This window comes from Pseudoalteromonas sp. TAP-3C, assembly GCF_059888565.1.
Genome location: NZ_CM187618.1, coordinates 3,050,004 through 3,073,283, shown reverse-complemented (window position 1 = coordinate 3,073,283; position 23,280 = coordinate 3,050,004). Strand labels below are relative to the sequence as shown.

21 protein-coding genes are annotated in these 23,280 nt (G+C 41.0%); 10 read left to right on the top strand and 11 right to left on the bottom strand.

From position 1 onward, the window contains the following. The first annotated feature begins 20 nt into the window (after positions 1-20). The 3 genes from AC6H44_RS14410 to AC6H44_RS14400 are packed head-to-tail and all read left to right on the top strand — an operon-like array spanning position 21 to position 2,492. Positions 21-851 carry a CheR family methyltransferase gene (locus AC6H44_RS14410; protein WP_500736322.1) on the top strand — a complete coding sequence of 277 codons (831 nt, stop codon included), beginning with the start codon at positions 21-23 and terminating at the stop codon, positions 849-851. Beyond that, positions 835-1,452, top strand: coding sequence for a chemoreceptor glutamine deamidase CheD (gene cheD / locus AC6H44_RS14405; protein WP_500736321.1), 618 nt, complete (start codon positions 835-837; stop codon positions 1,450-1,452). Before AC6H44_RS14410 ends, cheD begins: the two co-directional genes overlap by 17 nt. Before the next feature lie 8 nt (positions 1,453-1,460). After that, positions 1,461-2,492, top strand: coding sequence for a protein-glutamate methylesterase/protein-glutamine glutaminase (locus tag AC6H44_RS14400; RefSeq protein WP_500736320.1), 1,032 nt, complete (start codon positions 1,461-1,463; stop codon positions 2,490-2,492). Between the two features lie 3 nt (positions 2,493-2,495). On the opposite strand, the gene AC6H44_RS14395 is transcribed toward AC6H44_RS14400, so the two are convergent. After that, positions 2,496-3,521: a polysaccharide deacetylase family protein gene (locus AC6H44_RS14395; RefSeq protein ID WP_500736319.1), complete on the bottom strand. Its 1,026-nt coding sequence runs from the start codon at positions 3,519-3,521 to the stop codon at positions 2,496-2,498. On the opposite strand from AC6H44_RS14395, the gene AC6H44_RS14390 reads away from it, so the two are divergent. Then, a complete protein-coding gene (locus AC6H44_RS14390; protein ID WP_500736318.1) occupies positions 3,501-4,835 on the top strand; it encodes an MATE family efflux transporter in 1,335 nt (444 codons plus the stop codon). The two genes, AC6H44_RS14395 and AC6H44_RS14390, sit on opposite strands and share 21 nt — an antisense overlap. Positions 4,836-4,839: 4 nt before the next feature. Here the strand turns inward: AC6H44_RS14390 and AC6H44_RS14385 are convergent, their stop codons facing one another. Together AC6H44_RS14385 and nfuA are read right to left on the bottom strand one after the other, a co-directional pair. After that, positions 4,840-5,109: a hypothetical protein gene (locus tag AC6H44_RS14385; RefSeq protein WP_500736317.1), complete on the bottom strand. Its 270-nt coding sequence runs from the start codon at positions 5,107-5,109 to the stop codon at positions 4,840-4,842. A gap of 13 nt (positions 5,110-5,122) precedes the next feature. Then, positions 5,123-5,698, bottom strand: a complete 576-nt coding sequence (gene nfuA, locus AC6H44_RS14380) for a Fe-S biogenesis protein NfuA (protein ID WP_500736315.1) — start codon at positions 5,696-5,698, stop codon at positions 5,123-5,125. Between the two features lie 146 nt (positions 5,699-5,844). Here nfuA and AC6H44_RS14375 point away from each other — a divergent pair, with 146 nt between their 5' ends. Continuing rightward, complete coding sequence (locus tag AC6H44_RS14375) at positions 5,845-8,394, top strand: M14 metallopeptidase family protein (RefSeq protein WP_500736313.1); 2,550 nt, start codon at positions 5,845-5,847, stop codon at positions 8,392-8,394. Between the two features lie 12 nt (positions 8,395-8,406). On the opposite strand, the gene AC6H44_RS14370 is transcribed toward AC6H44_RS14375, so the two are convergent. Next, on the bottom strand, positions 8,407-9,090 hold the full coding sequence (locus tag AC6H44_RS14370; RefSeq protein ID WP_500736311.1) for a ComF family protein: 684 nt from the start codon (positions 9,088-9,090) through the stop codon (positions 8,407-8,409). Positions 9,091-9,147: 57 nt separating this feature from the next. Here AC6H44_RS14370 and bioH point away from each other — a divergent pair, with 57 nt between their 5' ends. From bioH to AC6H44_RS14355, 3 genes are all read left to right on the top strand, one after another. Then, positions 9,148-9,885, top strand: coding sequence for a pimeloyl-ACP methyl ester esterase BioH (bioH, locus tag AC6H44_RS14365; RefSeq protein WP_500736310.1), 738 nt, complete (start codon positions 9,148-9,150; stop codon positions 9,883-9,885). Positions 9,886-9,977: 92 nt separating this feature from the next. Then, positions 9,978-10,286, top strand: coding sequence for a hypothetical protein (locus AC6H44_RS14360; protein WP_500736309.1), 309 nt, complete (start codon positions 9,978-9,980; stop codon positions 10,284-10,286). Between the two features lie 6 nt (positions 10,287-10,292). Continuing rightward, positions 10,293-11,150: a putative metalloprotease CJM1_0395 family protein gene (locus AC6H44_RS14355; RefSeq protein WP_500736307.1), complete on the top strand. Its 858-nt coding sequence runs from the start codon at positions 10,293-10,295 to the stop codon at positions 11,148-11,150. Between the two features lie 62 nt (positions 11,151-11,212). Here the strand turns inward: AC6H44_RS14355 and AC6H44_RS14350 are convergent, their stop codons facing one another. The 4 genes from AC6H44_RS14350 to greB all read right to left on the bottom strand — a co-directional run bounded on the left by AC6H44_RS14350 (position 11,213) and on the right by greB (position 15,244). Continuing rightward, positions 11,213-13,537, bottom strand: a complete 2,325-nt coding sequence (locus tag AC6H44_RS14350) for a Tex family protein (protein ID WP_500736306.1) — start codon at positions 13,535-13,537, stop codon at positions 11,213-11,215. A gap of 168 nt (positions 13,538-13,705) precedes the next feature. Next, the gene (locus tag AC6H44_RS14345; RefSeq protein WP_500736305.1) at positions 13,706-14,284 is read right to left on the bottom strand and encodes a CBS domain-containing protein; all 579 of its coding nucleotides are present in this window, start codon (positions 14,282-14,284) and stop codon (positions 13,706-13,708) included. A 56-nt stretch (positions 14,285-14,340) separates the two neighbouring features. Then, positions 14,341-14,646, bottom strand: a complete 306-nt coding sequence (locus tag AC6H44_RS14340) for a hypothetical protein (protein WP_500736304.1) — start codon at positions 14,644-14,646, stop codon at positions 14,341-14,343. A 124-nt stretch (positions 14,647-14,770) separates the two neighbouring features. After that, on the bottom strand, positions 14,771-15,244 hold the full coding sequence (greB, locus tag AC6H44_RS14335; RefSeq protein WP_500738438.1) for a transcription elongation factor GreB: 474 nt from the start codon (positions 15,242-15,244) through the stop codon (positions 14,771-14,773). A gap of 183 nt (positions 15,245-15,427) precedes the next feature. On the opposite strand from greB, the gene ompR reads away from it, so the two are divergent. Both ompR and envZ read left to right on the top strand, forming a co-directional pair. After that, positions 15,428-16,147 carry an osmolarity response regulator transcription factor OmpR gene (ompR, locus tag AC6H44_RS14330; RefSeq protein WP_500736302.1) on the top strand — a complete coding sequence of 240 codons (720 nt, stop codon included), beginning with the start codon at positions 15,428-15,430 and terminating at the stop codon, positions 16,145-16,147. Positions 16,148-16,152: 5 nt separating this feature from the next. Next, the gene (gene envZ / locus AC6H44_RS14325; protein ID WP_500736301.1) at positions 16,153-17,469 is read left to right on the top strand and encodes a two-component system sensor histidine kinase EnvZ; all 1,317 of its coding nucleotides are present in this window, start codon (positions 16,153-16,155) and stop codon (positions 17,467-17,469) included. Between the two features lie 145 nt (positions 17,470-17,614). Here the strand turns inward: envZ and AC6H44_RS14320 are convergent, their stop codons facing one another. The 3 genes from AC6H44_RS14320 to AC6H44_RS14310 form a co-directional block, all read right to left on the bottom strand. Next, the gene (locus tag AC6H44_RS14320) at positions 17,615-18,592 is read right to left on the bottom strand and encodes an ion channel (RefSeq protein ID WP_500736300.1); all 978 of its coding nucleotides are present in this window, start codon (positions 18,590-18,592) and stop codon (positions 17,615-17,617) included. A 264-nt stretch (positions 18,593-18,856) separates the two neighbouring features. Beyond that, complete coding sequence (locus AC6H44_RS14315; RefSeq protein WP_500736298.1) at positions 18,857-20,944, bottom strand: TonB-dependent receptor plug domain-containing protein; 2,088 nt, start codon at positions 20,942-20,944, stop codon at positions 18,857-18,859. Between the two features lie 268 nt (positions 20,945-21,212). Then, positions 21,213-23,255 carry a glycoside hydrolase family 97 protein gene (locus AC6H44_RS14310; protein ID WP_500736297.1) on the bottom strand — a complete coding sequence of 681 codons (2,043 nt, stop codon included), beginning with the start codon at positions 23,253-23,255 and terminating at the stop codon, positions 21,213-21,215. Positions 23,256-23,280: the final 25 nt, after the last annotated feature.

Here is a 23,280-nt window from a genome sequence, read left to right as displayed (position 1 = left end):
TTTTTAATTGAGAGCATATAATGAAAGAGTTTTTATTAACTGATAACGATTTTAAGGAAGTGGCTCAGTTAGTTTATAACGCATGCGGTATTGTATTAGGAGAGCATAAACGAGAAATGGTTTATTCGCGTTTAGCAAGACGAATTCGTGAGCGAAAATTAACAAACTTTGCAAACTACCTTGATTATTTAAAAGAGCACAAAGATCAGGAGTTTGATGCATTTATCAATGCAATTACCACCAACTTAACTGCTTTTTTTCGTGAAATACATCATTTTGAGTTTATAAAAGAGCAGTTCATACCAACGCTGTTAAAGACGAATAAACAAACGAAGCGCGTTCGGATTTGGTCTGCTGGTTGCTCGACCGGTGAAGAGCCCTACAGTTTAGCAATGACGTTGCAAGATGCTTTTCCAAATGATTGGGATGTAAAAATATTAGCGACCGATCTAGATTCTAATGTGTTGGCAAAAGCGCAAAGTGGGATTTATACCGCGGCGAATGTAAATGGCCTTGATAATACTCTGCTTAAGCGTTGGTTTTTAACCAGTAAGGATGGTCAAAGCTACAAGATTAAACCAGTACTACAACAGACTATTTCATTTAAGCGTTTAAATTTGCTTCAAGATTGGCCAATGAAAGGGCCTTTTGATTTGATTCTGTGCCGAAACGTAGTTATTTACTTTGATAAAGAGACAAAGGATCAGCTTTTTAACCGTTATGCCCATATTTTGAGTAACCAAGGCTATTTATTTTTAGGGCATTCAGAAACGATGGGTAAAGAGCATGTCTTATTTAAAAACTTAGGAAAAACCATGTATCAAAAAGTTGTCCATGCACACACAATTTAAACCAGTACTGGCGGGTTTTGAACATATTAAACGCTATTGGGATGCGACACGCAATCAGGTTGTAGCCAAGGTGTTGCCAGGAGAGTTTTATGTGTCTAAAAACCACGAGTTAATAACCACTGTACTTGGGTCATGTATTGCGGCATGTGTTTATGATGACAAGTTGGGTGTTGGCGGAATTAATCACTTTATGCTGCCAATTCAAAAAGGTGAGCGAATTGATCAGGCTCATAGCTTAAGTTGTCGTTATGGCAATTGGGCCATGGAGTATTTAATCAATGAGGTACTCAAAAGTGGCGCTTCTAAAGCAAATTTAAAAGTAAAATTATTTGGTGGAGGCAAAATTATAAGTGCAATGACTGATATAGGTATTGGTAATATCAGTTTTGCCAATGCTTATATTACAGAAGAGGGGTTGAACTTAGTGGCGCATGATATGGGCGGCCCATGGCCTCGTAAAATATTTTTTAACCCTCATACAGGTAAAGTGCAAGTTAAAAAGCTACGAAACTTGCACAATAACACGATTGAAAAACGTGAAGTGCGTTATTTGCACAACCTTAAACAGCAGGCTAACGCGGCAGATATAGAGCTCTTTTAAGGATAACTATGATTAGAGTATTAATAATTGATGACTCTGCACTGATCAGACAATTACTGACAGAGATACTGCAACAGGCAAAAGATATTGTGGTAGTAGGGTGTGCACAAGACCCATACGAAGCCCGAGAGATGATCAAAAAATATAATCCGGATGTACTAACATTGGATGTTGAAATGCCAAAAATGGATGGTATTAGTTTTTTAAAGAACTTAATGCGCCTGCGGCCTATGCCAGTAATTATGATTTCAACACTCACTCAAAAAGGCTCACCAGTTACGCTTGAAGCACTCGAGCTTGGTGCAGTCGATTTTATCGCTAAACCAACAATTAATGTTCAAGAGCACCTGAGTCATTACGCAGATAGGGTCCAGCAAAAAGTGAGGGTGGCTGCTAGTGCGCGAGTTCGAGGTTTTAAGCAAACATCATTAATACAGCAGCCAATAGCAGTTAATGCTGAGTTTTTAGTGAATAAGGTCATTGCAATTGGTGCTTCAACGGGTGGTACCGAAGCAATCAAAGAAGTATTAATTAAGATGCCAAACAATTGTCCACCGATTGTGATAACTCAGCATATTCCTCCTATTTTTAGTGCATCATTTGCAGAGCGAATGCAGCGTACCTGCACTATTAATGTAAAAGAAGCGCAGCAAGGCGATAAGTTGGAAGTGGGTTGCGCCTATATCGCCCCTGGTGGACTGCATTTACGTATTAATAAACAAGGAAGCACCTTATATTGTCAGCTTGATGATGGTGAGACCGTCAACAGGCACAAGCCTGCTGCAGATGTATTGTTTAACTCATTACTTGAAATTGGCGCTAAGCACATTGTAGCGGCACTATTAACCGGTATGGGCAGTGATGGGGCTAAAGGTTTACTCGCGTTAAAGCAGCAAGGTGCTTACACTTTAGCGCAAGATGAGTTTTCTTCAGTTGTATGGGGAATGCCTAAAGCAGCAATTGATATGGGGGCTGCAAATGAGGTGGTACCGCTGGAAAAAATGACCCAGCGGCTATTAAACCAAGTAATTAAAAAGTAAAATTTAGTTGATCACCCAAGGCTGTGAAAACCAATAATAACTGCCTGCTTTTTTTATTGATGGAGCGGTACAGTTAAAGCGCGAACGGCCTTTATTAAGTAACTTTGGTGATGTCACCTCAACCGTATTATCATTTAACCAATTTAAATTTGCTTGGCCAACGCTTGATACATAACAGGCAAATTGGCTTTTATGAAAATCATCAGTTTGCAACGTGATAGTCAACGACGGTGGATTTTGTGTGGTGATACTATCTTCATAAATGAGTTTATTGATAGTAAAAGCCATTGAATTTAGCTTGGTAATGAGTGTATCTAGCTTGCTATAAAAACCAGATGCGGGAAAACGCGGTAAGCGGCTAAAGTTAGAATGTTGATTTAGTGCACCAGAGTGCTGGCCAATGCCAATAAAGCCCAGCTCAGTAACTAATGCCTGTAGCTCATTATTAAACTCTCCGTATGGGTAGGCAATATACTTATAATCGTGGCCTACTTCATCTTTAATGCGTTGTTGTGAAATAAGAATATCGTTTTTAGTGCGTTCACGCCATTGGCTTGGTGTTTCACTTTCATATTTTTTATGCAGATAGTTATGCTCAGCGCTATGATTGGCAATGATAGCGCCTTTTTTGGCAAGCTCTCTGAGCTTATCCCATCCCATGACATAACCCACTTTTTCATCAATTAGTTTAGGATTTACAAAAATAGTGTACGGATAACCAAACTTCTCAAGAATAGGTGCAGCTTGTTCGTAGTTATTGTTATAGCCATCATCAAATGTAATCGCGATCGTTTTATCAGCTAATGATTTTCCTTGCTGCAATGCACTAATCAGCTCATTTAAAGGAATAACGTTAAAGTTATGCTCTTTTAAATAGTTTAAATGTTTAGTAAATGTGTCAGCGCTGATGCTCGTTACAGCCGGAAGGGTTTCACTAACGTGATGATACTGTAAAATAACAGCAGCTTGCGCCCGTAAAGACAGACTAATTAGGAACAATAATACTAAATGAAACAGTTTCTTATACATAATAAAGCACACCATAAAAGTTTGTTGTTGTTAGCCGGCCCAATGATATTATCAAATATTACTGTGCCACTGTTAGGAATTGTTGATACTGCGGTAATTGGACATTTAGGAAGTGCTCATTATTTAGCGGGCATTGCCTTAGGTTCTACCGTGATCTCCATTTTATTTTGGTTAGCAGGTTTTTTAAGAATGAGCACCACTGGGCTGGTGGCACAGGCTTACGGTAAAAATGATTTAACTCAATTGGCAGCCTTACTTAAACGCAGTTTATTGTTAGCCGCAAGTGTGGCTTTTATTCTCCTTTTACTCTCACCACTCATAAAACATGCAATAGCCTATTTATCTGCTGCCAACAGTGATGTGCTTAATGAAGCCTATCGGTATTTTAGTATTCGTATTTTTAGTGCCCCAGCGGCACTATGCAATCTAGTTTTGTTAGGCTGGATGTTGGGCGTTCATTACGGACGAGGGCCATTTTACTTACTATTAGTGACGAATATTACCAATATTGTGCTCGATATTTATTTTGTGGTCTATCTTGATTGGGCGGTTGCAGGGGCTGCTTGGGCATCACTTATTGCTGATTATATTGCACTTGCTTTTGCTTTGCTGTTGGTGACTCGATTGGCTAAAAAGCAAGGAATGAATCTAGCTGTTGCCAATTGGTTTAGTGTAGGCAAAATGGCTGAACTACTGAGCTTAAATCGAGACATTTTCATTCGCTCTTTGGTACTGCAGTTATGCTTTAGCTTTATGACTTTTTATGCCGCTCGGATTGGCGAAACCACACTGGCGGCCAACGCCGTACTGCTTAACTTTTTAATGTTAGTTAGTTTTGCACTTGATGGTATTGCTTATGCGAGCGAGGCAAAAGTAGGTCAAGCAAAGGGACAAAAAAGTGTCGAAAAAATAAGGCTGTGGGTAAAAATAAGCGTATTTTGGGGGATGCTATTTGGCGTTTTGTATAGTGTGTTTTTTATCGTATTTGGCAGCGCGATTATAAAACTATTGACTAATGTGCCAGAGGTTATTGAAGAGGCCACTTACTACTTACCTTGGCTAATAGTGCTGCCGATTTTAGCTATGAATAGTTTTTTGTTTGATGGTGTTTTTGTGGGGTTAACACGTGCAAAAGCAATGCGAAACAGTATGCTGCTTTCGGCAATGATCGGTTTTTTTGGTGTGTTTTGGTTATTTCAGTGGTGGCAAAATAATGGCTTATGGTTAGCAATGAGTTGTTTTATGCTCATGCGTAGTGTAACACTTATTGTTAAATATCAACAATTAAAAGCTAATAATCAATTGCTTGATTAAACCATCATTTCCACAGATCGGGATCATTATTTTTGGAGGGGATATTTTTTAAAACTTGAGAAAAGCGATTGGCAAAAATACCTGCATAGCCCCAAAAGGCAAAAAATAATGCCGGCACTAAAAATATCAAGCCGATAACTTGTAAACCATAGTGACTATAATAACCCACAGCAATAAGTATCGCACCTAGCACAAACAGTGCTAGGCCGCGAAAAAAGCGCTTTAAACTCAACTCAGGATCGCTCCCTAAGCGGTAAATCAGTGGCTTTAGCATATTGGGTTAATACTTAGTAATAAGAGTGCTCGCCAGCTTCGTGATCGGTTATGTCAGCCACACCGGTGATCTCATCAAACTTAGCAATCATTTCTTTTTCAATGCCTTCTTTTAGTGTGACATCAATCATAGAGCAACCATTACAACCACCACCAAATTGAAGCACAGCAACACCAGCAGCGGTGATCTCTACTAAACTTACTTGGCCGCCATGATTTGCAAGTTGTGGGTTTACTTCTGTTTCCAGCATGTGCTGGACACGTTCATTTAGGGTTGCATCTTCGCTTAGTTTACGTGCTTTAGCGTTAGGGGCTTTTAGCGTTAACTGAGTGCCCATTTTGTCAGTAACAAAATCAATTTCAGCCTCGGCTAAAAAAGGTGCGCTTTCAGTATCAACAACGGCATCAAAGCCATTAAAGTTTAGGCGAATATCGCTTTGCTCTACCGCGTCTTCTGGGCAATAAGAAACACCACACTCCGCTTGTGATGTACCAGGGTTAACAACAAACACACGAATATTTGTTTGTTGAGATTGATCTGCTAATAGTTTAGCAAAATGCGCTTGTGCTGTTTCGGAAATAGAAATCATAAAACCGTCTATACTTGACTAAATTACTCGGATACTGCATATCATACTCCGCTCATCGTGTTGCGGCTAGTGTTGAGCGTAAAAAGTTGGCATCTATTTTAAGCAATGCTAGCGTGCAATTAACAAACATTTTTAGAGTGATTTATATGCGGTTTATATTAACAATAATGGTGATACTAGCCAGCTTTTCAGGTATGGCAAAGCCTCTATCTTATTATTTTGAGCAACAGTTAGAATTTGATCCAAGTATTCCAACCCCTGAAGACGTATTGGGTTATCAGGTGGGTGAATGGCATGTAAGGCATGATCAACTTGTACGCTATATGGAAATTTTAGCGCAAAAAAGCGAGCGAATTAATTTTGAAATAATAGGCCGTACCCATGAGCAGCGCCCACTGGTCATGCTCACTATTACCGCAGCTAACAAACTAAAAAATAGTGAACAAATTCGCCAAGCACATTTAGCTCGCCTAGCTAATTCAAACAATACATCAGCAGAGGGGCCAGCCATTGTTTGGATGGGTTACAGCGTTCATGGTAATGAATCATCCGGCAGTAATGCGGCGTTACTCGTGGCTTATTATTTAGCCGCAGCCCAAGGTGATGAAATAAATAATCTACTTAACAATACCGTTATTTTGCTCGACCCTTCACTTAATCCCGATGGGTTAGCGCGCTTTGCTAATTGGGCTAATAGCAACCGAGGTATGAACTTATCGTCAGATCCGCAAACGCGTGAGCACGTAGAGAGCTGGCCAAGTAGCCGCACTAACCATTACTGGTTTGATTTAAATCGTGATTGGTTGTTACTGCAGCACCCTGAATCGCGTGCCCGTATTGCTAAATTTCATCAGTGGAAGCCAAATATCTTAACCGATTTTCACGAAATGGGACCAAACAGCAGTTACTTTTTTCAACCGGGTATTCCAAGTCGTAAACACCCCATCACACCCGATGAAAATGTAACGTTAACCAAAGCCATTGCAAATTATCATGCAAAAACATTAGATGAAAACAACGCGTTATATTTTACACAAGAAAGCTTTGATGACTTTTACTATGGCAAAGGCTCTACGTATCCTGATGTAAATGGCGGTGTTGGTATTTTATTTGAACAAGCCAGTGCTCGTGGTCATATCCAGCAGACCATTAATGGCCCACTAACCTTTGCTTTTACTATTAAAAACCAGCTTTTAACCAGCTTATCAACATTTAAGGCGGCGATTGATAACCGCCAAGCTTTGCTTGATTACCAGGCTGACTTTTATAATAAAGCAGTCGATTTAGCTAAAAGTGAAGACTATCAAGGTTATATTGTTCAAGGCAGTGAAGACAAAACACGTACTAACGACTTTTTGAGTATACTCAAACAGCATCAAATTGATGCGTTTGCAGTTAAAGAGTCATTAAAAGCAGAAGGTAAAAATTTTACCCGCAACAGTTATTTTGTCCCGCTTGCACAACCACAATACCGATTAGTTAAAGCTATTTTTAGTGAACAACAAAACTTTGCCGACAATACCTTTTACGATGTGTCGGGTTGGACATTGGCTCATGCGTTTAATTTGTCGTTTGCTAAAGTAAAAAGTCGTTGGGGATTAGAAGTAGAAAATACAGCGTGGCAAAAAGCAAAACAATCCGCTTTCACCGCGCTTACTAAAAGTTACGCCTATGGATTTGCATGGGATGATATGCAAGCACCAAAAATGCTTAATAGTTTATTACAGCAAGGTATTAAAGCACGTGTTGCATTAAAGCCATTAACCGCAACATCAACGAGTAATGAGATAAATTTTGATGCCGGCAGTATTATTATCCCTGCAGGATTGCAAACAGATGCTGATTGGGTAGCAAAGCTAAGCCAAGCACAAAGCCAATTTGGTATTGAAATTAAGCCAATTACCACAGGCTTAACCAGTAAAGGTGCCGACTTAGGCTCACGATCTATGGCGGTTGTTTCTGCGCCTAAGGTGTTATTGGTTGGCGGTAAAGGAGTTAGCCAATATGAAGCAGGTGAAGTGTGGTATTACCTTGATCGCTTTGTTGGTGTAGCCCCAACAATTGTTGAAATGAATCGTTTAGGCGCGTTAGAGTTTAGTGATTACAGCCACATTGTGTTAGCGCATGGCGATTATTCGAGCTTATCTGATGCCGATAAAATAGCGATTAAAAGCTGGGTAAAAAAAGGCGGCGTTATTTGGGGTCACAAAGGGGGAGCAAAGTTTCTAGCCGACCAGCAACTATTAAAAGCAAGCTACTTATCACGCAAAGATGTTGCCAGTGCATTTGATACCCAAGGTTTAAAATATGCTGACAAAGACCATTTAGCGGGTCGTCAGCGTATTGCAGGGGCTATCTTTAATACTGATGTAGATACCACGCATCCACTGACGTTTTCATTGACGCGTAATACACTGCCAGTGTTTAAAAATAGTACCTGGTTACTAGAAGCCTCGCAAGCGCCGTTTGTAAATATACTTACCTACACACAACAGCCGCTACTTGCCGGTTTTACCGATGCTGTTAATGTAGAGCAAGTGGCCGGTGGGGCTGCGCTAATGGCTCATTCTTATGGCCAAGGCAGTGTGATTGCGATGACAGATAACCCGGTATTTAGAGGTTATTGGTACGGCACCAGCCGATTATTAAGTAACGCTCTATTTTTCGGTCATACCTTTCGCGTCAGTGGCAACTAAGTTCTAAGCTCTTTATAAGGGCGTTAAACAGGTGGTAAATGCCCAGACTTGTTTAGCGCCCGCTTCTTTTAGCGATAAAGTCGCTGCATTGAGTGTTGCGCCTGTGGTCATAATATCATCAATAATGACCACCGTTTTGCCCTCTAAATTAGCCGAGCACGAAAATGCCTGCTGTAAATTTTTTATCCGCTTTGTTTTGCTCAGTTGTGACTGCGCCGAAGTGTTTTTATTGCGTATTAAAGCATTATCCAATACCTTAAATGAAGACAAACAAGGGCGCCATACTTGGGTTACCTGATTAAATCCTCGGCTTAAAAAGCGCGCTTTGTGCAAAGGTAAAATAATAAATGCATCAATAGTTAACGGTTGTTTAGCAGCAAAAATAGCAAGCTGCTTTTTAATGACTTGTTGCAGCGCTTTTTTGTAATGAATTTGATTATTAAATTTGAGCTGTTTAAGCCATAAATCAAAAGGGGGCTGATAAAAAGCGCACGCAAACAGTTTATCAAACTCACAGTTAGGAAACATTGCTACAATATCGGGGCGATAAAATAAATTATCATGCTTAACCAAATCCAGCAAAGGCAGGTCATCTAAACAAAACTGACACAGTCCTTTTGCGCTGTTAATTTGACTTTGGCATAGCACGCAATGCGAGGGAAACAGCCAATCAGCTAGGCTCTTTATTCTCCTCATTACAAATTTCCTTTAAAGCGCTATTATAGATTTAAGTTTGGTTAAGGTTAGGCGAATATGCAAAGTGAATTAGTGTTGTTACACGGTTGGGGAATGAACCAACGGGTTTGGCAATTAATAAAACCAGAATTAGCGTTTTTATATTCAGGCAGTGTACGTTGTTTAGACTTACCTGGTTATGGCGAAAATAATGTCTCTTTACATCCTTACACATTGCATAATGCTGCAAAGCAGGTCAGTGAAAAATTGAAGTCGCAATCGGTGCTAATGGGGTGGTCTTTAGGGGGATTATTTGCCATTTATATTGCCAAACATTGGCCTGAAAAAGTCTCTAAAGTCATTTTGGTTGCCTCAACCCCCTTTTTTGCAGAGCAATTACCATGGCCAGGTATTAAGCCAAAAGTATTAACTCAGTTTAAGCAGCAGTTATTACAAGAGCGTGCTAAAACCATAGAGCGTTTTTTAGCAATACAGACAATGGGCAGTGAGTCGGCTCGAGATGATGTAAAGCAGCTAAAACAATTATTAAGCCAGTCAAGCGCTCCAAATAACGAGGCTTTAAGTGCAGGGCTAGACATATTGCAAAATGAAGACTTGCGTGAATTATTTGCCCAGTGCCCAGTTGCTATTAGCGGTATTTTTGGCCGGTTAGACTCACTCGTTCCTTATAGGGCAATTGAGAAAATGGTAGCACTTAATACTGACTTTGAATACGAAGTGTTAGATAAAGCATCACATGCGCCGTTTATATCGCATAAAAATGAATTTTTATCTGTCGTTAAATCAATGCTTTGAAACATAGTGTTAAATATTTGCGTTTAAAGCTTTATTTTGGGCGATTTTTGAACGATAATTAAACAATATTTACTAGCTGGAGGTTTATTATTATGCCAATTGGATCTGTGTTTAACAGTGGAGTGGAAGGGTTTAATAGAGCCAGCCAAGGTATTGAAAAAGCCAGCGCTGAGATCAACCGTGCGAGCATAGAGCAGCAAGATGATTCTCAACTAGCGCAGCAACGTCAGTTAGCGGCTGCCCGCCCAGAAGAAGCTGTAACCGCGCCAGTATCTAAACCTGCTCGTATTGATGATGCGTTAGTAAACTTAAAAGTTGAAGAGTTTAACGCTAAGGCTAACACGCAATCAATTCAAGCTGCAGATGATGTACTTGGTACCTTAGTTGACATTAAAGTGTAATTTCTCATGAATATCGTCACGCCGTTTCCGTCGATTAATATAAACACTGCTAATGTTTATACAGAGACGGCTCGGCGTGACAATCAGCTACGTGAAGTCATTCCCCCAGCCGCTGCAAACACCGCCGGTAGTACTGAAAATAAAGCGCAAAGTGATGCAGAAAAAGCTAAACTACCTGGTAACAGCGATAGTTCAACGTATACTGCAAGCGGCAAAATTACAGATGAAAAAACCATTGCGCAACGCGAAGGTAATGCTGATGGTGATCAAGATGATGCCGAGCAAGAAAAACAGCAAACTGCAGAAGACGTTAGTGAGCAAGAAGAGCTGCAGCTTGAGCAAGAACTGCAACAAATTAAAGAACTCAAAGCCCGCGATACCGAAGTACGTACCCATGAGCAAGCGCATGCCGCTGTAGGTGGGCAATATGCAGGTTCTCCTAGCTACGAATACCAAAGAGGCCCCGACGGCACCAATTATGCTGTTGGTGGCGAAGTCCCGATAGATGTTGGGGTTGTTAATGGCGATCCGCAAGCAACCATCGATAAAATGCAAACGGTGCGTGCTGCAGCACTGGCACCAGCAGAACCTTCAGGTGCCGACAGAGCGATTGCGGCAGACGCCACTCAAAAAATAGCCGCTGCACAAGTCGAGCTGGCAGCACCTGATAACGACGATGATAAACAGCAAAATGGCAGTGTAAGTGCTGCATTTTCTAATAGTGAAAGTTCAGAAGTAAAAACCGCTAAAAGCGAAGAGCAATCGCGTGATGTTGAAGTTGAAGCGCGCGCAGGGCGCATTGCTAATTTTTATCAACTGGCAACATCACCCGCTATTCAAAGCGAGTTTTCAGCGCAAATTTAAGCTATGTAAAATATAAAAAAACCGCTTAAGCGGTTTTTTTGTTTTTAAATATACGGTTTTAACTATTTTTTCACTTTTGCATTTGCGAAGGCGTCTGCAAATGCATTCCCCATCATCGCATTGCCTGTATCGCGTTTAGGCTTAGGTACACGTGCTTGGTTTGTATTATTGCTGCGAGGTTTTTGCGGTGCCGCGGGTGCTGTTTTATTGCTTGTGTCTATGTCGTCATCTAAACGCATAGTAAAACTGATACGTTTGCGGGCTGCATCTACTTCAACCACTTTTACTTTAACAATATCACCGGCTTTAACCACTTCTCGCGGGTCTGAAATAAACTTGTTAGTAATGGCTGAAATATGCACTAAGCCATCTTGATGAACACCCACGTCAACAAAAGCGCCAAAATTAGCAACGTTAGAAACCACACCTTCTAAAATCATTCCTGGTTTTAAATCGCTAATTTTTTCAACGCCCGCTTTAAACTCTGCGGTTTTAAATTCAGGACGCGGATCGCGACCGGGTTTATCAAGCTCGCTAATAATATCGGTCACGGTTGGTAAGCCAAATTTATCGTCAATATAGTCGTTTGCAGCGAGTTTATTTAAAAACTCACTATTACCAATTAGGGTGTTTACGTCTACTTGATTATGCTCACAAATACGTTTAACGATTGGATACGCTTCAGGGTGAACTGATGAGTTATCTAACGGATCGCTGCCATTATTTATGCGTAAAAACCCCGCAGCTTGCTCAAATGCTTTTGGCCCTAAGCGTTCTACTTTTTTCAACTGACTACGTTTTGTAAATGACCCATTTGTATCACGGTAGTTGACAATGTTTTGCGCTAAGGTTTTGTTTAAACCAGAAACACGGGTAAGTAAAGGCACTGAGGCCATATTTAAATCAACACCCACACTGTTTACACAGTCTTCTACTACAGAAATTAGGCTTTGGCCTAGTTGGCTTTGCGATACATCGTGTTGATATTGGCCTACACCAATGGATTTAGGTTCTATTTTAACCAGTTCAGCCAGTGGATCTTGAAGACGACGTGCAATAGACACCGCCCCGCGAATTGATACATCTAAATCTGGGAACTCATTAGCGGCAAATTCAGACGCAGAATACACCGATGCGCCGGCTTCACTGACCATAATTTTATTCAGTTTTAGCTCAGTGTTTGCTTTGATCAGTTCGCCAACCAGTTTATCTGATTCTCGCGAAGCGGTGCCATTACCAATCGCAATCAGCTCCACTTTATGTTGGCGACATAATTGTTCAAGTGTTCGCAGTGATTTATCCCAATGATTTTGTGGTGCATGTGGGAAAATTGTTTGTGTAGCGAGCAGTTTACCTGTGCTATCAACCACAGCAAGTTTACAACCTGTACGTAAACCCGGATCTAACCCTAGCGTAGTACGTGGGCCTGCAGGTGCTGCCATTAATAAGTCTTTTAAATTTTTCGCAAATACATCAATAGCGCCGGTTTCGGCTTTTTCACGCATGGTGGATAAAAATTCATTTTCTAAATGCAGCCCAAGCTTAATTTTCCATGCCCATTGCACCACGGTTAATAACCACGCACTGGCAGGTTTATTTTTAATATCTAGACGGTAATGGTCGCTGATCATGTGAGCGCATAATTGGGCTGGATTTTCAGCACTCGGCTCAGGGTTTATGGTTAACTGTAAAATGCCTTCATTACGCGCTCTTAGCATGGCTAATGCACGGTGAGAGGGGACTTTTTTTAACGCTTCTTGATGTTCAAAGTAGTCTCGGTATTTTGCACCAGCTTGTTCTTGACCTTCAATAAGTTTGCTTTCAATAGCGCCATTTTGGCTAATATAACTTCTAAATTTAGCGAGTAATTTAGCATCTTCAGCAAAGCGCTCCATTAAAATAAATTTAGCGCCATCGAGGGCCGCTTTTGTATCGGCAATCGTTTTATCGGCATTAATATAGTGAGCGGCTTCAACCTCAGGATCGAGCATTGGGTCGTTAAATAATGCATTAGCAAGAGGTTCTAAACCGGCCTCAATAGCGATTTGACCTTTGGTACGGCGCTTTGCTTTATAAGGCAAGTATAAATCTTCAAGCTCGGTTTTACTTTGCGCTGCTCTTATATCAGCTGCTAATTCCCCGGTAAGCTTATTTTGAGATTCTATCGTCGATAAAATAAAGCCACGGCGCTCTTCAAGTTCACGCAAGTAAGATAAACGTTGTTCTAGTAGGCGTAGTTGGGTGTCATCTAATCCGCCGGTCACTTCCTTTCTATAACGGGCAATAAAGGGGACGGTTGCGCCCTCATCAAGTAACTTTGTTGCTGCAACCACTTGTTGCTGCTGTGCATTTAGCTCTGTTGCTAAACGTGCAGAGATATCGCTCATGCAAAAACCTTTTAATACAAAAAATGAGACCAGCTAATAAGTTAACTGACGCGTTAATGATTTGAATAATATCACAGGGGAGGGTAATGAAAAGCTCTTAAAGCAAGCTAATTTGCTTACTTTAAGATGCCATAGTTTGGGTTGGGACTATACTATTAATAAACTGGTTTAGTGAGGATGCTCTACACTCTCGAGCACTTCGCTAAATGTAGTTGCTATTGGGCTAATATGCACTGGAATTTGCAGCTTACGAGCTATATCACGTGCTGAAACTAAGCCGCAAATATCGTTATTAGCTGCTGTAACTAATAAAAACATAGCCCCTTTATGTTGCATAGTTTGTAGTACATCCCCAATACATGAGTAACTTAGACTTTTCATACTAATTCCCATTAAATTACTCACTGGAGTCATTAAATAGCGTAGGCTAATCTCATTGCGCGGTAAGCCTAAGCGCTGTGCTAAAATCATGATTTTTGAGCTTTGCAAATCAGCACTCGCTACAATACCTATCAGTTTTTGTTGCTCATCGGTGACTAAAATAAAATCAGAGCGCTGGTGAGTTAATTGTTTTAAGGTTTGCTCAATCGTGGTATCAAACATTGCACGCATCGGGCTTGTGTCAGTAAAGCTCGTCACCACTTGTGTGGCTGGTGAGGTTAAATCAATGACAACCTTATCAGTAAACGTGTTTACAATAGTGCCATGAGAAATATCTTGAATACGGAGTTCTTTAAAGTTAGACATACTATCCACCTAAATAATTTATAAAATTTAATAATGTTTAAAAGCAAGTTATTAAACTAAATAATGGGTGGCGCTCTTTGATGTGCGTGGCTATAAGGTGTGGTTAAAATAGTGCTTTCATAATGAAAGTGGTGCGTTAAAGGAAGTGGTTGAATTTCTCTAAGCGCGATAGTACCAACATGAGAATCTGTGTCGGTGTCGAGATTTGCTTGGTCAGGAGAGTCACAAACAATAAATTCAGCTGGCGTAAAACCAGTATCAAGACTGTCATTTTTAGGTGTGCCATGCAATGTCAAACTCACACTCATAAAGAGTGTAAACAATAGGGCATGTTTTAGTATGCGCGCTGTAATGTTTGACATCGTGGTGACCTTAATTAACTACGCTCAAATTAATACAATATTATTTGAGCGATTTCATTTATAGCTTACTCAGATAATATAAACAATAAAAAGTTAATATGATCTGAATCAAAACTTAGCCGTTTTATTTTTGGTAGGTAATACTATTTACAAACCATAGCTTAACACCTTGAGGGGTCATGACCTCAAAATCATCGTCTACTTGTTTTTTTAATAGCGCTCGCGCCATTGGTGAGTCGATAGAAATGTAATCGTTGCGGTCATAAATTTCATCGGGGCCAACAATTCTAAACTTTTTACATTCACCGGCCTCATTTTCTATTTCTACCCAAGCACCAAAAAAAACCTTGCCCTCTTGTACGGGTGAGTAGTCAACAATTTTTAAATCAAGGATGCGTTTTCGTAAATAGCGCACCCGACGGTCTATTTGGCGTAATAAACGTTTATTGTACTGATAGTCTGCATTTTCAGAGCGATCACCTAAGCTTGCAGCCCAACTCACAATTTTAGTCACTTCTGGACGTTTTTTATTCCAAAGATGATCATGTTCTTGCTGCAGTTGTAAATAACCTTCGCGAGTAATTAAATTAGTTTTCACGCCATGTTCTTGTTTAGTTTTCATGTGTGGCACGGTATTAAAATAAAGGCAGCTTGTCGAGATAAAATAGTGATGAAGGGATTTGAAATGTTCAATAACAATCTAAGCGCTTAATTAGTTTTTTATTCTTAAGTTTTTCATTTATATTAACTATTAATAAATTATAAAAATAAGCAACAGATTATGGGACAAGAGACAATAAAAGTATTAGTGGTTGATGATGATAAACGGTTGCGCAGTTTGCTTGAGCGCTATTTGGTAGAGCAAGGGTTTATTGTTAGAACCGCTGCCGATTCTGAGCAAATGGATAGGCTTATTGAGCGTGAGAATTTTCATTTAATGGTGCTTGATTTAATGCTGCCCGGAGAAGACGGGCTCTCTATTTGCAGGCGGTTACGTCAAAAAGAAAACCAAATCCCTATTGTTATGCTCACCGCCAAAGGTGATGAAGTAGACCGCATTATTGGCTTAGAGCTCGGCGCTGACGATTATATTCCTAAACCGTTTAACCCTCGTGAGCTATTGGCGCGTATAAAAGCAATATTACGTCGCCAATCAAAAGAAGTACCAGGGGCGCCCTCAGCAGAAGAAAATTTGATTGAGTTTGGTAAATTCACTCTAAATTTAGCTACCCGTGAAATGAGTGAAGGCGATAACACCGTATCGCTTACAAGTGGTGAGTTTGCAGTGTTAAAAGCGTTAGTGTCCCATCCTCGAGAGCCGTTAAGTCGTGATAAATTAATGAACTTAGCCCGAGGCCGTGACTATAGTGCATTAGAGCGCAGCATTGACGTGCAAGTGTCGCGTCTGCGCCGCATGATAGAAATAGACGCGGCTAATCCTCGCTATATTCAAACTGTATGGGGCTTAGGTTACGTGTTTGTTCCTGATGGTGAAAAGTAACAGTTATGGGAATGTTTCCGCGTAGTGCGTTTGGGCAAACCGTTTTTTTAGTGGCAGCCTTGTTGCTTATTAATCAAATTGTATCTTACATCACAGTGAGTTTATATGTGGTTAAACCCACTATTGAACAAGTTAATTTGATGCTCGCTAAGCAAATTAAAACGGTGTTTATTGATTGGCAAGAGGGTGTTGAAGTAACCGATGAGGTTTCAGAAAAGTTTTTCGAAATAACCGGTATTGAGGTGATGACGCAGCGTGAAGCAATGCGCAATGGCTTAGGGCAAAGTCGTGAGTATTCAGGGCTATCGCGAAGTATGTCAGAGCAGTTGAATGGGTTTTCTCGGGTACGCATTAGTCAAACCGATCCACTTATTTATTGGGTGGAAGCACCGCAAGCCCCTGGTTATTGGGTTAAAGTCCCCTTAACCGGATTTAAAGAAAGTAATCTCGAATTTCTCACTTTTTACCTATCTAGCATAGGTTTTTTAAGTGTATTAGGCGGTTGGTTATTTGCACGGCATTTGAACAGACCGTTAAAAGCACTACAACAAGCGGCAATAAAAGTAGGGGTGGGTGACTTTAGCACTAAATTACAAGAGCAGGGGTCGAGCGAGGTGATTGAGGTTACACGCGCCTTTAATCAAATGTCGCGGGGCATTGCTGCTCTTGAAAATGACCGTCGATTACTCATGGCTGGGGTGTCTCACGACTTACGCACGCCGCTTACCCGTATTCGGTTAGCTACAGAGATGATGGTTGATGAAGATGATTATTTGCGCGAAGGTATAATTTACGATATTGAAGATATGAACGGCATTATTGATCAGTTTATCGAATATTTGCGCCACCATAAGCGTGAAGAGCAAACTTATGAAGATATCAACGCGCTGGTTGGCGAAGTGGTGCAAAGTGAGCTTAAACATCAACGGGTGATCACGTTTAAGCCTTATCCTAATATGGGTAAAATTCCGCTAAGCAGTGTGGCTATTAAGCGGGTGGTGACCAACATGATTGAAAACGCCATGCGTTACTCGCAAGGGGATATTGAGGTGCAAAGTTATTTTAATAGCAATAAAAAGTACGTCATTATTGCGGTAAACGATAATGGCCCCGGTATTCCTGAGAGTGAATTAGAATCTGTGTTTGAACCCTTTAAACAAGGTGATGCTGCACGAGGCAGTGAAGGCAGTGGTTTAGGCTTAGCTATTATTAAACGTATTATTGATATGCATGGTGGCAAAGTGAAGCTTGAAAACCGGCCAGAAGGCGGCTTAAGTGCAAAGATATATTTGCCAAAAAAAATACCAAACTCTGCACAGTAACCGATGCAGAGTATATTTTTAAATAAATTATTATTCTGCGCACCGTTAATCAACTTAGGTGGCGACCGCTGTTGCCTTTGTTTTAATGATGTGTGGTTTTAAAGCACAAATATATTCAGCGCTGAGAGTTCACTTTGAATGAATTCTAACGCGTCATTTTTTTAACGAACACCACAACAAATAGTGCCATGGTAAAACTGCCCAAGAAGGCTTCTAATGCAGCGATAAAACGAGCAATACCGACAGGAGATATATCGCCATAACCTAAAGTGGTAAAGGTGACGACACTAAAATAGATCGCGTTGAAAAACTCTAATAAGTAAAATGTCCAGCCTGTTACATCATCATAGATCGGGTTTGCGGAGGTGACACCTAAGAAAAAATAAGCCGTTGCACTGGCTAGAATGACGAACAGCGAAAATAACACCACTCTTAACGGCTCTTCCCCATAACCGCAAAATAAATCAACGGTTTTCGACAACATTCTCTGCAGGCTAAACTTGGGTATTTGATAACGTCTAAAACGCATTTCTTTTTTAAAAAACACCCCGGCCATTTCGAACAAGCCTTGCTTTTCACATTGCTTACGAATTCCTCTACTTACTTCCTCAGCTTCTTGCCATAATGCACAAGCCTGCTTGTACTCTCTTTTTTTTAAGGCCTCTTTAGCTTCTTGCTCTTGTTTTAGCTCCTCTCCCCATTGAATATTTTCAAGCCTAGCGCGAGAAAGATCAGCGCCTAGTAAATTAACCTTTTGCAGTTGGGCGCAGTGAAGGTTGGCACACACTAGTTTGCTCTTCATCAAAGAAGAGCCTCGCAGATCCAAGCCAAAAAAGTGAGCATTGGTCAGATCAGCTCGATAAAAATCGGCGTTTCGACATTGATAACCAGTTTTACTGCCCTGGTTGACTAGGTTGAGGTCGGCTAAATTTGTTTTGGCTAGCTGAAACCCATCTAAAGGTTTACCTGCTGCCGCCCATTGTTCAACTTTAGATTTGATGTTGTCATTACTTTTATCTATTTTAGGGTCGTGCCAATAACAAAGGCCAGACTCACCACTCGATTGATCACAACACCAACCATCAGGGTTTTGATAGCAGCACCGACCTAACTTTGACTTCATTTACAGCCTCTTTTGTCATCGTGACATAAAAAATAAGTGTAGGAGATCATGATGATGTTTCCATCCAATGTGAGATTTAATAGTGAAATTATGTAAATATGTATACTGACTCTACATGTGCGCAGCGGTATATTTGGGTGATTTAAGGAGGCAATATGGACATAATCGTTTCAGGCAGTGGCGTTAATCCACGGAAGAATATAGGCACTGCAATAAACAGTGCCAAAGAGGTTAAACGATGCAGTTTTTAAATTATAAGGGCGCTTAAAAGCGCCACTTTAATCGCGCAAATACATTGCGGTATGTTGGTTCTTGAGTACGAGTAAGGGTTTCAAACACACCTGCGCCATCAACAATTTGCTCAACTCGATCCTCGGTCTGACCTAAAAGATTAGTGATGCTTATTGTCATATCAATATCTTCAGTTATTTGATTTTTAATCGATAAATCCAGCCGAGTTCGTTGTTCAATAGATTGCTCTACAAAACCGTAATTAGTCAGGCGCTGTGTTTGATTAATTGCAGCTACATGATTTGCAGAAATCCCGAATGTTGTTTGCCATGGTGTATAAAAAAAGTCGGCCCCTATGTTTGCTATTATATCTGGTTGGTTGACAAATCGTCTTGGCTTACCGCTTGCCTGTTCGACACGAGAGTCTGCATAGGTCATATTACCCCAAAGTGAGATAGTGTTTAAGCCAACTGAATCAAGTGATATGCGGCCCGAAAGCTCAACTCCAGTTGCACTGGCATCCCCTATATTTTGTGGCGAGGCAATAAAGCGTCCGTCGATATTTTCAGTGATAAACTCTATTTTATCGGTAAATTCACGTCTGAATAGGTTTAGTGAAACGTAGCCTTGCTTGTCAAAAAAATAGTAATCAGCACCGATGTCCAGACCCCAAATAGACTCTGGTTGTTGGTTTGGGTTGCCTTGTATATCAGGTTCAACCGCGCTACCGTCTTGCTCGTCAATAGCAGGAGAAAGTGATCGCAGATCAGGTCTACGTAAGGTTCGAGCAACGCCCAAGCGAATTTGGGTATCAGGTGTGACAGTAAAAACGGCGTTCAATGAAGGCAATAAAAATGTGGCATCTTGAGATGACGTGATACCAAAAAAGTCAGTAGTGTTGGTATCTGAATTTTCTATACGCAAACCTGTTGTTACATCAAGACGTTCACTGAGCTGCCAAATATCTTCGGCGAAGGCAAACAGAATATCTTCGTTTATGGCAAAAATGCGATCTTCGCGTGGCGGTCGTAACTTACTATTACGAATTTCTGAATTCGTTTCGTTGTGTTCTCGCAACTCAGCACCTGCACCCATGTTAATGTCATGGGCACCAGTTGATATATTTAGAGCAATTTCAGGGCGGATCAATGCCATATCGATTAGCTCTGTGCGTTGTCTTTCGCGATTAATGCTGCCGTCAGCGTTAAAACGCGTTTCATCTCGTTTAGTATCGGTTTTGCCCTGTTGCCAATCAACACCTACACGCAGTTTTACAGCTGCGTCCAATTTTCGCTGCCAATCGGCGCGAAAGCCATAGCTTTCACGAATTCTCTCTCGCCACTCGTCACTAACTCGGTCAATAGTTATTTGATTATCTTCTAAACGGGTTTCAATATCGTCTCGAAATTCCTTAGTGCGTAAGTAGAAAGGGTCTAATTCAAAGCGGTTTGCAGTGTTAGTTTGCAAAGCAAACCGCGGTACAAGGTTAACTTGGTCAAAACGGCGTTCATTGATCTCAAGTACACCACCATTTGGGATATTATCAGTAGCAAATTCGAATTCATCTTTACTTTCGCTGCGGCGAAATTGTTGTAGCGAGCCGGCCAGCATCGTCTCCAAAGGGCCTATTTGTGTGCCATGTGAAAATGATACTTCGCCCTGTTTACCACTATTTTCTAGGTACCCAGCACCTATTGCTAAATTTGAGTCTGATAAATAATCAACGCCATTTTTCAGTACTATATTAATAGTGCCTGCGCTTCCTTGCCCATTATAAATAGCTCGCGGTGAGCGAATCACTTCTACGCGTTCAACTAGCCCTGTTGGGATCCGGTCAACTTCGAAATTACGCCGAGACTCGCCATCGATCATCGGTCTACCATTAATTAATATTTGCGTATATTCACCGGGTAAGCCTCGCACTCTAACTTCGCGCGCTCTATTAGCACCGTCAAAGCTCACACCCGGAAGTCTGCGCAATGCGTCACCAAGTGCTTGCTCATTAAATTGTAACAGTTGTTCGGCGTCGATCACTTCCATTGCATTAGGTGCATTTGCTTTAAGCTTGCTCGCCTCTAAAGCCGATGTTTCGATGCTACCCACTACTGTTATCGTCTCCATTATACCGGCTCTTTGTTCGGTTGGTGATTTTATAAGCTTTTGTGCCTGAACTGCACTACTTCCAGTTATAAGCGCTGCCCCAAGTACGCCTATTTTAAAACGCCTATAACAATTTAAATAAAGTTTTTTGTACACGAACACTCGACCTGTATTTTTTAAATGAGATGGATTCGCATTATCGTTACTTTTAATTTTTATTCAAGTAGAAACTATTGGGTATAAGTATAATGATTACGTCTTTCATATACGCTTTAGCATATATTTTTTACTAAAGCGCTTTAAAGCGCACAGCCGTGCCACCACTGGTGGCCAATTTTAATGTTAGTTTATCATTGGCAGTCACAACCTGTTTTTCGATTTTTAAATCGTAAGGGTTGTTTTTCCATTCGGCGTTTTTACCGTCTTGGTATATATGCGCTTCAAACCGTTTACCTTTTTCTAAAAAGTCGAGTTTAACCTCTATGGTGCGGGCGTTTTCATCAGTAACCGCCCCTAAGTACCAATCGTTACCCGTATACTGATCGCGTTTACGTTCTTTACGTGCAAATACAATAAAGTCGCCTACTTCTCCATCTAGCGCAATACTTTGCTGCCAATCGGTCGGTACGTCTTGAATAAATTGAAACGCATCGGGTTTAGCTAAATAGTTTTTTGGTAAATCAGCGGCCATTTGAATTGGGCTGTATAACACCACATAAAGCGCTAATTGCTTGGCAAGTGTTGTTTGCGGGCGGTTTGTATCGCCACCTAAGCCATTAAAGCTCATGTCAAAAATACCGGGGGTAAAGTCCATAGGCCCGGCCAGCATGCGGGTAAATGCAAGCATGGGGATATGCTCTGGCGGATTTGGCGGCGTGCCCCATGCGTTAAATTCTTGGCCGCGGGCGCCTTCACGGGTAATCCAGTTAGGGTAAGTACGGCGAAGGCCGGTGTCTTTTATTGGCTCATGAGTATTAATACTTATTTTATGTTTTGCAGCTAGCTTAATGTTGTATAAGTACTCATTAACCATAAATTGGCCGTCATGCCATTCAAAACGGGCAATGCCGTTTTCATCAATGCGCTTAATATTACCACCATCGGCTACATAACCGGTTTTAATTTGGCTTACATTTGATTGCTCGTAAAGCGCAAAAGCATCTTCCATTTGGTTACGATAATTTGTTACGTTACCTGAGGTTTCATGGTGGCCAATTAACTGTACCCCTTTTTGCTTAGCGTAGCGGGTAAGCTCCTCAATATCAAAGCCATCATATGGTTGGGTAAAACTAAATACATCGCCATTAAAAAACCAGTCGCCATCCCAACCGGTGTTCCACCCTTCAACTAATACGCCATCAAAGCCATATTTTGCGGCAAAGTCCATGTAGTGTTTAGTATTTTTTGTGGTGGCACCGTGTTTTTCGCCACTGCCCCACGTATTCTCATTGATGTGCATGCCCCACCAAATACCTACGTATTTGCCTGGTTTAACCCACGATACATCACCGAGCTTATTTGGCTCATTGAGATTTAAAATAATATCTGAATTAATTAAGTCTACCGCACGCTCACCCATTTGAATGGTGCGCCATGGGGTAGTAAATGCACCGTGTTTTTTGACCGCAATACCATCTGACCATGGCGTTAAATCGGCGCTAAACGTGCCTGGGCGACGTTGGTTAAGTACCATGCCCGCATAATCTATCAGGGCTGCTTCATGAATGCTGACATGTACGCCGTTGTTATTTTTAAAAGTAAAAGGGGTATGAGCAAGTGCGGCATCTTGTAAGGCTGTGGTGTTATAGACATATTCGTAACGATTCCAACCGCGAGCGGGTATCCACCATGCGGTGGCTTTATCGGCACCGGCGATGGCAAACTCGGTTAGTTCTTTAGTAATTTCTGTTTTTTCAAAATTGGCTTGCTTAGGGACTTCATAGCGAAATCCCACCCCGTTATCAAAGGCTTTAAATCGCACTGTGTATGTGCCACCGTGGGGGACGGGTTTATTAAAGGTAACGGCAATTTCATTATGTTTGTCGACAACGGTTTGGCGCTCACCCCAAGGTTGTTGCCACTGGCTATCTGTTTGTGAGCGAGTTACGTCACTAATAACAAAGCCTTCATCAAACGGCGCTTGGCGTTTAAATCTAAAACCTAAATGTGACTGCGCAATAACAGGCTTATCATTAAAACTAATAGAGTAGTAAGGAGATGAAGATTGATCAGAAATGGTGATTTTAATCTTTTGGTCAGGCGATTCCAGCATGGCCTCTTTTGCAAAAGCGCTGCTTGAAAGTAAAGCAACTAGCAGTAAAGGTAATCTCATTGTGTGTCCTTTATGTCAAATTGTA